Source organism: Acinetobacter brisouii (assembly GCF_008993995.1).
In the GTDB taxonomy this organism is placed as follows: Bacteria; Pseudomonadota; Gammaproteobacteria; order Pseudomonadales; family Moraxellaceae; genus Acinetobacter; species Acinetobacter brisouii_A.
Window position 1 is genome coordinate 1 of sequence record NZ_BKNN01000081.1, and the last position, 7005, is coordinate 7005.

General features: G+C 38.8%; 7 protein-coding genes. 3 read left to right on the plus strand and 4 right to left on the minus strand.

Features of this window, described 5'->3' with window-relative positions; translation table 11 throughout:
- Positions 1 to 197 precede the first annotated feature (197 nt).
- From rlmE to folP, 3 genes are all read left to right on the plus strand, one after another.
- Positions 198 to 848 (plus strand): 23S rRNA (uridine(2552)-2'-O)-methyltransferase RlmE, encoded by a 651-nt coding sequence (gene rlmE, locus GBN19_RS13605; RefSeq protein WP_151708746.1) that lies wholly within the window; start codon positions 198 to 200, stop codon positions 846 to 848.
- Positions 849 to 988: 140 nt separating this feature from the next.
- On the plus strand, positions 989 to 2884 hold the full coding sequence (ftsH, locus tag GBN19_RS13610; protein ID WP_151778508.1) for an ATP-dependent zinc metalloprotease FtsH: 1896 nt from the start codon (positions 989 to 991) through the stop codon (positions 2882 to 2884).
- Between the two features lie 69 nt (positions 2885 to 2953).
- Positions 2954 to 3817: a dihydropteroate synthase gene (gene folP, locus GBN19_RS13615; RefSeq protein WP_151778509.1), complete on the plus strand. Its 864-nt coding sequence runs from the start codon at positions 2954 to 2956 to the stop codon at positions 3815 to 3817.
- A gap of 320 nt (positions 3818 to 4137) precedes the next feature.
- Here folP and GBN19_RS13620 read toward each other — a convergent pair whose 3' ends face one another.
- The 4 genes from GBN19_RS13620 to GBN19_RS13635 form a co-directional block, all read right to left on the minus strand.
- On the minus strand, positions 4138 to 4416 hold the full coding sequence (locus tag GBN19_RS13620) for a DNA-binding protein (protein WP_151778513.1): 279 nt from the start codon (positions 4414 to 4416) through the stop codon (positions 4138 to 4140).
- A gap of 70 nt (positions 4417 to 4486) precedes the next feature.
- Entirely contained in the window at positions 4487 to 5431 is a 945-nt protein-coding gene (locus GBN19_RS13625; RefSeq protein WP_151778510.1) for a hypothetical protein, read from the minus strand.
- A gap of 29 nt (positions 5432 to 5460) precedes the next feature.
- On the minus strand, positions 5461 to 6303 hold the full coding sequence (locus tag GBN19_RS13630) for a YagK/YfjJ domain-containing protein (RefSeq protein ID WP_151778511.1): 843 nt from the start codon (positions 6301 to 6303) through the stop codon (positions 5461 to 5463).
- A 41-nt stretch (positions 6304 to 6344) separates the two neighbouring features.
- The coding region (locus tag GBN19_RS13635) for an IS3 family transposase (RefSeq protein WP_151778512.1) at positions 6345 to 7005 on the minus strand (661 nt) is incomplete at its 5' end.

Here is a 7005-nt window from a genome sequence, read left to right on the forward strand (position 1 = left end):
ATTGTTTGTGTCAGTCGCTTGATCAGCATAAATTGAAGATCAGTGTTTTTATTTTGGCTCAATTTAAAAAATCAACAAGTGGTAAATTAACGATAAGTAGCATCAAAAAAACTCATGTGTTTCTGCACAGATGTATACTGCAAGTACAACGTTTTTTTCGTACAATATAAAATTGATGTTTTTAAATATAGATGATTATGGCAACACGCATTACCAACCAAAAACTGTCTAAAAGTAGTCGTGCGTGGATGAGAGAACATTTAGACGATCCCTTTGTGAAAAAAGCACAAAAGGAAGGCTATCGTGCGCGTGCTGCATATAAGCTTCTTGAAATCCAAGACAAATACAAACTGATTAAACCCGGCATGACCGTTGTTGATTTGGGAGCAGCTCCAGGAAGCTGGTCACAAATTGCAGGTCAACTTGTTGGGGAAAAAGGTTTAGTGATCGCTTCTGATATTTTGGAAATGGATGCGCTCCCAGATGTTACTTTTTTACAAGGTGACTTCAGAGAGCAGGAAGTTTTCGAAAAATTGTTAAATATTTTAAATGGGCGTCAGGTTGACGTTGTAATTTCAGATATGGCCCCCAATACATCAGGTAATAGGGCTGTTGATCAACCACGTCAAATCTATTTATGTGAATTGGCACTCGATTTTGCTCAAAAAGTTTTAGGACCTAAAGGGCAATTTGTTGTAAAAGTTTTCCAAGGCACAGGATTTGATGAGTTTCGTAAACAGGTTGTTGACAGTTTTGATGTATTGAAAACAGCGAAACCAGCAGCGTCTCGCGCACGTTCAAAAGAAGTTTTTCTGATTGGGCAGGGTCGTAAGAAGACATCGCAATAAAGTTGACTTGCCAAGTCAATAAAAATTGTGCATGTTGTACAATTTGAAGTAACTTGAGTGTGACGACTCGCTTGTTTGAGAATAAATCATCCTAGAAATAGGGCATGATTAAATTAGATTGATGATATGGGAATAAAGCTTTGAGCGATCTCTTCAAAAACGCCTTGTTGTGGCTGGTGATACTTGGAGTACTGATATTAATTTTCAGCAATCTCGGTGATCACAAGAAACCGTCAGAAATGAACTATTCAGAGTTTGTTGCTGCGGTAAATGCAGGTCAAATTAAACAAGTCACTATCGATGGCGAAAAAATCACTGGCGAAAAAAAGAATGGTTCAGATTTTGAAAGTATTCGCCCTGCGGTTCAAGACCCTGAACTTATGCCGAGTTTGATCAAAAACAATGTTGTGGTTGAAGGTACTGCACCACAACGTCAAGGTGTTTTGATGCAACTACTCATCGCAAGTTTCCCAGTGCTTTTGATTATTCTGCTATTTATGTTCTTTATGCGTAACATGGGTGGTGGAGCAGGCGGTAAAAACGGACCAATGAGTTTTGGTAAGTCAAAAGCCAAAATGCTTGCTGAAGATCAAATCAAAGTCACATTTGCCGATGTTGCAGGCTGTGATGAAGCGAAACAAGAAGTTGTTGAAATTGTAGATTTCTTGAAAGATCCCGCTAAGTTTAAACGTTTAGGTGCATCTATTCCTAAAGGCGTTTTGATGGTTGGTCCTCCAGGTACAGGTAAAACTTTACTTGCCAAGGCGATTGCGGGTGAAGCAAAAGTCCCTTTCTTTAGTATTTCGGGTTCTGATTTCGTTGAAATGTTTGTAGGTGTTGGTGCTTCGCGTGTTCGTGACATGTTTGAACAAGCCAAACGTCATGCGCCATGTATCATCTTTATTGACGAGATTGATGCAGTGGGTCGCCATCGTGGTTCAGGTACAGGTGGTGGTCATGACGAGCGTGAACAGACTTTGAACCAGATGTTGGTTGAAATGGATGGTTTTGAGGGTAATGAAGGCATTATCGTGATTGCGGCGACAAACCGTGCCGATGTTCTTGATAAAGCATTACTTCGTCCAGGTCGTTTTGACCGTCAGGTGATGGTGGGTTTACCAGACATTAAAGGTCGCGAACAAATTCTGAATGTGCATTTACGTAAATTGCCATCTGTTACAGGTGTTGATGTAAAAGTTCTTGCACGTGGTACACCAGGATTTTCAGGTGCTCAATTGGCAAACCTTGTGAATGAAGCAGCTTTATTTGCAGCTCGCCGTAATAAAAATACGGTCGATATGCACGATTTTGAAGATGCTAAAGACAAGATTTATATGGGACCTGAACGTAAATCCATGATCATTCGTGATGAAGAGCGTCGTGCGACAGCTTATCATGAGTCTGGTCATGCGATTGTGGCAGAAGTTCTACCAGGAACTGATCCTGTGCATAAAGTTACGATTATGCCGCGTGGCTGGGCGTTAGGTGTGACTTGGCAGTTACCTGAACAAGATCAAATCAGTAATTACAAGCACAAAATGCTGAATGAAATCTCAATTTTGTTTGGTGGTCGTATTGCTGAAGAGATCTTTATTAACCAGCAGTCTACAGGTGCATCAAATGACTTTGAACGTGCAACTAAAATTGCACGGGCTATGGTGACCAAATACGGTATGTCTGACAAAATGGGTGTTATGGTCTATGAAGATGATAGCCAGCAATCATTCTTAGGCAGTATTGGTAGCCGTACAATTTCTGAGGCAACACAACAGCAAGTTGATACAGAAGTTCGTCGTATTCTTGATGAGCAATATAAAGTTGCATGGGATATTCTTGAAAATAATAAAGAAAAAGCCCATGTGATGGTTAAAGCCTTAATGGAATGGGAAACGATTGATCGCGAGCAAGTACTAGATATTATGGAAGGACGTGAACCGCGTCCACCTAAAGTCTATGTTGCGGAAAATCCTGTTTCTGATTTAGAACCGCCAAAAGATGGTCCATCGACGCCTCCGCCATTACCAGCGATGAGTTGATCGTTAAAAGAGTCACTTCGGTGGCTCTTTTTTATTTTAAACTAATGAAAATTTTTTTAGGATCGGGTTATGCAATACGTTTCTTTGCCACAACGTCAACTCAACTGTGGATCAAAGTTTCTAGATTTATCACAACCCCATGTAATGGGAATTTTGAATGTAACTCCTGACTCATTTAGCGATGGTGGTTTGCATAATTCCCAACAACCAGCTGTAGATTATGCCATTCAAATGATCGCTGATGGTGCGACCGTGATTGATATTGGTGGAGAATCCACACGTCCAGGTGCAGCAGAAGTTACAGTTGAGGAAGAGTTAGCACGTGTCATTCCTGTGGTTGAAGCGCTATCTGACCAAGATGTGATTTTGTCAATTGACACCAGTCAACCTGAGGTGATGCGTCAAGCGGTAGGTGCTGGCGCTCATATTTGGAATGATGTTCGTGCATTGACTCGTCCAAACGCATTGGAAACAGCAGCAGAACTTCAAGTTCCTGTGATCTTGATGCATATGCGTGGTGAGCCAACCACAATGAATCAGTTGGCAAATTATAAGCACGTTACCCTTGAAGTTATCACAGAATTAAGACAAAAAATTCATTTGGCACAACAAGCAGGCATTGTAGCGGAAAATATTTTGATTGATCCAGGTTTTGGTTTTGCTAAAAATACAGCGCATAACCTACAACTACTCAATGAGTTATGGAAGTTGAATGAATTGGGTTATCCGATTTTATCGGCATTGTCTCGAAAGCGTTTTATTGGCGCTGTTGTGGATGAGGTAGATGCAAAAGCACGTGCTGTTGGGAGTGTTGCAGCCCATTTGCTTTCAATTCAGCAAGGTGCATGTATGGTGCGGGCACATGATGTGAAAGCAACCGTTGACGCGATTCATATTTGGAAGGCAATGCAAAGCTGGAAAGACTGGGAATAAGAATTAAAGCTACATAGAGGAAATTCAGCTTATTTATATTTACTGCAATAGTAAAATAGTACTCCGAAGATGCCGCTGCATGTCGTTACCCTTGAACCCTAAAGTTCAATGTATTTTGTAAAAATATGTAATATTAAGCAATAATGATCAATACATAATTGTTGTATTTCAATTGTTTATTAATTTTTATGCAATATTTAAGTCTATTGAGCAACATATGGATTATATATTCATGGCTACATGGTGGCTACATATTTTTGGATGCCATGGCTACATGGCGGCTACAAAAAAATGAATGCTAACCAATAAAAAAGCAGCTTTTAAAAGCTGCTAACGATAGATGTATTCTGCAATTTTTTCTGATCGAAGAATTCTAAAATATCTTGTTTCTGATACCGAATTCTTCGAGCACTTGCTTTTGTAAATGGAATGCCTCCACCTACACAGCGTTTTAATTGTAACCAAGAAAGTGATACATCAAAAACGATAGCAACGGTTTCTGGTGGAAAGTATGCATCTTGAGGTGAATCCCAAAAGCGCTTCGTTTCCATAAGTATTTCTTCTGATGTCATGCGGTCAAGTTTAGTTAGGCGGCTCATAAATAGTACTCTCAATGTGTGATCAATAATTTTAAGAGTGAAACGCTCCGAGGAGCGTTTCATTAAAGACTTAGACATTCCCTGTATATTCTTTCCACATGTAGCTCACATGGCGTGATTGGTAGTAATACAGTTTTAATGGAAGTTGATATTGGTCAAAAATATGTTTCCATTGCTTGTTAAGCTGTTCTCCGCCTGTATAACAAAACATGCTTTGAATATATGCCTGTGCATTAAGACTAGGATCTTTTTCTGAACAAGCAGAAGCCCATAGGGTTTGAAATTCAGATTCATAATTTATGCTGTTACCAGTCACATACATCACGACTTGTGCCACTAAGTTGCCATTTAGGCCTTTAACCACACGCCATTGCATATTGCATAATTTTTCATGAAATGACTGAGACTGATGTGATTTATGTAGAAAGCTTTTAGTCGCTTCAACAAATAATCGCTCTTTTTCCTCTGTAGTTTGGCAAGTTTGTGACCAATCCTTATACAAAGATGGGAGTTCTAAAAAGTAACAATCTACTTGCTCATGAAGTTTTAAGAGTTTAGTAAAATTGCTTTTCTGGAAAGTGACTTCCTTATTGAGTACATCTCGATGTTTTTGAGCATGTAATGCACATTTATTGCTCAAAATACTACGCTGTAAGCGCGAGTGAGTCTCAGTGATGTAAGCAGTAGGGTCACTATATTGAAACTGATGATCAGGAAGTATCATATCTTCAAAAAGAACCTGTAAATATGGATTCATCGTTAAGGTAAAGTCACGCTGTAATTGCTGTAAATTTCTCAACTGGGAAAAAAATTTAGAGCAACTTGGAGTAGGCATTTTCTGCTTATCTCTGTTGAAAGGTTTAAAAATGCCTTTTTCAATCAAAATAGCTTGTGCTTCGATCTCTGCCAAAAAGGTATTTACAGTAAGGTTACTCATATATGGAGAAATCGGTTTTAGTAGTTCGGGAATATTCCAACTAGATTGAAATGTTGGAGTAGTTGAGAATTGATTCATGGTATTTGCCTCGTATTATTCGTGATCAATTAAATTGTTACAGGTCGGCCTAAATGTTTCCGAACGGATGAAGTACGCCCTGTGTCAAAGGTTTTTTTGTTCATGATGCTTTTATGCACAATGAATTGGTCTGACTTACAAAAATATCGAAGCATCACATTAATTAGGACGTCGTATTTTTCATCATCACTAGATGCGACTTTTCCAAGCACTTTGCATTTTAGGTGTTTGGTGTATTCGTCTGTATGACAGTTAAAATAGCAATTTTGCCCATTAATTTTTTGTGACCAAATTTCTCCAATCATTTGAGCTAGCTTGATATCAAAGCTGTGTTTACGAGCATCGAGAAAAAAGAGACAGTGGTAGTGAAATGATTTTTTAGCACCATACTCTAGTTTCCATATGTATCCCTTCATATCTAATGATGATTTGCGACGTAATGCTTGTAAAAAACTCGCAAAGGCTATCTTTATCTCATCAAGAGATATCTGTTTCTTTCCTTTAGGAAGGCTTAAGTCCACTCGAACAATTACAAGGTTTTTGTTTTCAGAGCGTAGCTGATTAATATATGCTTTCCCCCTCTCAAAGTGGCTAATAGATCGCCTTGCTCTAGCTCTGATAGCTTCTTTAAAGTCTGTACTATGTGACAGCTCATACAGTTTGCTACAAAATTGGTTAAGCAAATCAGCTATGGTCGTTTCTAATCCATCAATGGTCTGAATAAATGTATTAGGCTGATTCCAACAAAGATTTAAGTCTGCTAGGTGTGGCTTTAAGATGTTAAAAGCTTCCATCACACATGTAAGATGCTCATTTGCATAATCATCAATTTGGTAGTTATCAAACTGCTGTACCAACTGTTTAATCAACATGATGTGTGCTGAATTAGCAGGAGACTTTCACTTGGGAGATTCTAGGCAGCTAACCGATAAAAGTCTTCTGCCATTTGATTTGGTGTCTTAAAATCCAAGCCTTTTTGAATTCTTCGTTGATTATAAAATAACTCTATATATTTTGTAATATCCGCTTTGGCTTCTTCCCTTGTTTTGTAGTTGCGATGATGGACTAGTTCATTTTTGAGTATGCCCCAGAAACTCTCTATCGGTGCATTATCAAAGCAGTCGCCTTTTTTGCTCATTGAACCCTGAAAATCAAATTTCTCAAGTAAGTTTCGATATTCATTACTGCAATATTGGCTGCCTCTGTCTGAATGTACAATGAGATCTTTAGCAGGTTTCTGATTTCGAATAGCCATATTCAATGCATCACAAACAAGCTTGGCTGTCATGCGCTCATTTAAGCTATAGCCAACAACCTGTTTCGTGTAAAGATCTTTGACAGCTGCCAAGTACAACCAGCCCTTAGCCGTCCAAATGTAGGTAATGTCACTCGACCACGCAAGATTAGGCTTCGTCATTGAAAACTGTTGCTTGAGTAAATTGTCATCAATAGAACGGTTGTGATCACTGTTCGTGGTTCTTTTGAAACGCTTATGGCGCTTACAATACAACTGATTTGATTTTTTTATTTGGCGCACAGCATACATACTTATTTTGATACCTTGCGCTTGTAAA

Excerpts from the sequence above, each read along its gene's own strand:
- rlmE (WP_151708746.1), top strand. The coding sequence starts at position 198 with ATGGCAACACGCATTACCAACCAAAAACTGTCTAAAAGTAGTCGTGCG.
- folP (WP_151778509.1), top strand. The coding sequence starts at position 2,954 with ATGCAATACGTTTCTTTGCCACAACGTCAACTCAACTGTGGATCAAAG.
- GBN19_RS13620 (WP_151778513.1), bottom strand. The coding sequence starts at position 4,416 with ATGAGCCGCCTAACTAAACTTGACCGCATGACATCAGAAGAAATACTT.
- GBN19_RS13625 (WP_151778510.1), bottom strand. The coding sequence starts at position 5,431 with ATGAATCAATTCTCAACTACTCCAACATTTCAATCTAGTTGGAATATT.
- GBN19_RS13630 (WP_151778511.1), bottom strand. The coding sequence starts at position 6,303 with ATGTTGATTAAACAGTTGGTACAGCAGTTTGATAACTACCAAATTGAT.